Origin of the sequence: Protofrankia sp. Cr2 (genome assembly GCF_963555885.1) — a bacterium.
In the GTDB taxonomy this organism is placed as follows: Bacteria; Actinomycetota; Actinomycetes; order Frankiales; family Frankiaceae; genus Protofrankia.
In genome coordinates this window covers 1-3380 of sequence record NZ_CAUVXG010000115.1, presented here as the reverse complement: position 1 = coordinate 3380, position 3380 = coordinate 1, and the positions used below count along the sequence as shown (strand labels likewise).

The window sequence follows — 3380 nt, the reverse complement described above, 5'->3', positions numbered from 1 at the left end:
GCCACCGGCCATCAAGGTCGGTGCAGTTGATCGGATCGCCGGCGCAGTAGTCGTAGGGGTTGGCGTTCCCGCCGGGGAGCGGGTCCACCTGCAGGAACCGGCCGGTCAGCGGGTTGTAGAGGCGGACACCCATCAGGACCAGGCCGCCGAGGGTGTCGGCGGAGCGTTCCTTGCCACCGAGCCAGCCGTACCGGGGATACGCGGCGGAGGCGAAGATCGGCAGGCCGAACTCGTTGCTATCCGCGAAACTGGCGATCGAGCTCACGGTGGTCGTGTCATCGGCGGTCGCGACGACGTCCCCGTGCAGGTTCGTCAGCTGGACCGTGACCGTGCCGGTGCTGGCCTGGACGGCGGCCAGATCCCCGCCGATCCCGGTGATGTTCCGGGTCCAGGTGCCGTCGGACACCCCGATCCACGCCGGGCTGTCCCCGCCGTCGGCGTAGTGGTTCGTCGATGTCGTCGAGCCTTGCGTCCACGACCGGATGCGGCGCGCCGGGTCCAGCGCGTAGCTGCGGCTGGTCGATCCCTGGGTTTGGGAGGCGACCATGTCGTTGACGTAGTAACCGACACTCGCCGCTGCCCCACCGGCGACCGTCAACCCGGTGGTGCGGCCGAACAGGTCATAGGTGTAGCCGGTGTTGGTGAGCCGGTCGGCCTGATCGTAGGTCGAGTTCAACGTGAAATCGGGCGTGGTGGTCGACGAGCAGTTCCCACTCGTCGGGTTACCCCCGGCGTCGGGATGGTTCACCAGACTCGTCCGGTTGGACTCGATGTCGTAGCTGTACTGCCGGGTGGAACAGATCACCGGACCGCCGTAGGCCCGGGTGTCGGCCGCCTGGGTCAGCCGGCCGGCCGGATCGTAGGTGTAACCGGTGCTGTTCGCCGGGCCGGCGTCCGCCCGCACCTGGTCGAATACCGACCGCTTCTGGTTGAACGCCAACCAGGTCGTGCCCGACTTGGCGTAGGTCAGCACGGTCGGGTTGCCGTCGTTGTCGAACCGGGTGCTGGCCGTGATCCCGTTCGGATACGTCTCGCTCGTCAGCTTCCCGTCGGCGTCGTAGGAGCCGGAGAACGTCGACGGGGCGCTGCCGGCCCCGACGTTCAGCGCGGTGACCAGCCCGCGATGCTCGGAGGACGAGTCATAGGTGTAGGTCGCCGTGCCCTTCCCGTCGGCGCGGGTCGTGACCTGCCCGTCGATGTCGTAGCCGGTCGTGGCGGTGTTGCCGTCCGCGTCAGTCTGCGAGATGACCCGGCCGAGACTGTCATAACCGATGGTCAGCGTCGTGCTGCCGTCCCCGGTGCTGGTCGGCAGACCCATCGTCGTGCTGTAGGCAAACGTCACCGTCGGCAGGGTGGTGCCACCGTCCGCCGCAGGACTCGCCGCGATCGCCGCGGAGGTCTTCCGCCCCGCCGCGTCATAGCCGGTGGTCGTCGTGCGGGTCGTGGTGTTGACCGTTTCGACCTTGGTCAACGGCTGGGCGAGGTCGTTGTACGTGTACTTCACCGTGGGCAGCGGATTCCCCGACGACGGCTGCGCCGCCGGCCCACTGGTACACGGCAACCCCGTCCACGCCGCGTTCACACAGCCACCGCTACCAGTCGCCGTGTAGTAGGCGATGACCGTGGTAAACGCGTCCGTGCCGGCACTGTTCGCCTTCGGCATCCGCGACTCCACGACCTGCCCGGCCGTGTTGTAGTAGCTGGTCCGCACGATCGTGGGGTTCCCCGACCCCATCTGCACGGTGACCGTCGTCGGTTTGCGCTGGATCCACCCGGAGGTATTAGGATCCGCGCCGGCCTTGGCCTCATAGCCGTTGACCGTCACCCGACTGTCCCGATCCGTACCCGTACTGATCCCGCCAACCCGGGCACTGGCCGTGACCGTCGTCGCCAGCCGAAACGGGGTCGGCGCCGACGGGGCACCCTGGTCGTAATCGGTATGCACATGCGCCCGCGCCGACACCGTCGACCCGTCGTCGAGGAGCACCTGATGGGTCGGCCCATAGGTGTCGACCACCGCCACCCCGTCCGCGGCGTACACGCTCTGGTCGTCGAGCTGCTGGGCGCGGGCCGCCGACGCGGTCAGCGCGGTCACCGTCGGATCGGTGTCCGCCGTCGGGATGAGCGCCTGCGCCCGGTTCCCCGCACCCAGCGTACGAATCACGTTGCCCTTGACGTCATGCTCGGTCGTGGCGACCTGCCAGGCCCCCGCCCCATAGCTGGCGGTGTTGACGGCCCGGCCGTCACTGTTCACATAGGTCAGGTTTGCGTACGGCCAGTCGCTGCTGGTCGGCGGGCTCGCCGGCACATGACCGGCGGGGAACACCGCCGCCCCGTACAGCGGCAGGTCCTGCTGTGCCCAGCCTGCGACCGCGGTCGGGGACAGGTCGATTGGCGCCCCGGTGCCCGACACCGGCACGTCGTAGACGACCGTCTGGGTGGCGGTCGGCCCGGACGGGTCCGGCCGGGCGACGCTGGTCAGCCGGCCCGTGCCGTCGTAGCTCATGGTCCAGGCGGCCTGCCCCGGCGGGGTGATCGTCGCGAGCCGGCCTTGGGCGTTGTAGGAGTAGACGGTCTGCAGGTGCGAGCCGTCGGTGTTGTCGATCCGGGGATCCCAGACGGCGCGCAGATGCCCGGTCGAGTCATACAGATACCGGGCCACCGTCACCGGGGTGGTGCCGTTGAGGTTCATCACGAATGCGGAGACCCGCCCGGCGGAATCCCCCCAGGTGCCCGGGTCGGTCCCGGTCGCAGTGGTCGACGCGGCGTAGGTGATGTCCAGCGCCCGGCAGCCCGCCACCAGCGTCGTGCAGCTGATTCCGGCCGGCACGGGGGCCAGAATCCGGGTCACCCGCCCGGAGCTGTCGGTGGTGAACGTCGAGGTGCTGTTCGAGCCGGGTTCGACGACCTGGCTGACCACCCACACCGTGGACGACCCCACCGTCTTCGCCGTGTACACCGTCTTCGTGCCGTCTACGAGAGTGAACGTGAACTGGGTGGCCGAGTCCTTGACCAGCACCGACCCGTCGGTCCCGGCGTCCCCGACCCCGGTGTAGCTGTACGGATAGCCGCCGGACCCGGTCCGGGTGTAGATCGACTGGACGCCGTCGGAGCCGGTTAACGTCGCATACCCGCCCGTGGCGGTGCTGTCCGTGAGTGTGTCACTTGCCGAGCCCGCGGCCGGGCCGGGCAGGCTCGCGGTCCACCCCGGCCCGAACACTCCGGCCGGCAGCGACGATGCGGCCGCCGGCGCCAGACTCGTCGCGGTCCGCCCGGCGGTCAGGCTGCCGGTGTAGGTCGGCATCGACGCGTCCGTCGCCGACACCGACAAATCCCCGGTCAGCGGCGCCAGCGTGCCCGGCCCCACCGGCTGGGTGGTT

General features: G+C 69.6%; 1 protein-coding gene. It reads right to left on the bottom strand.

The window, feature by feature from the left end:
• The coding region (locus tag U9978_RS23825; RefSeq protein WP_322763386.1) for an RHS repeat-associated core domain-containing protein at positions 1-3380 on the bottom strand (3380 nt) is incomplete at both ends.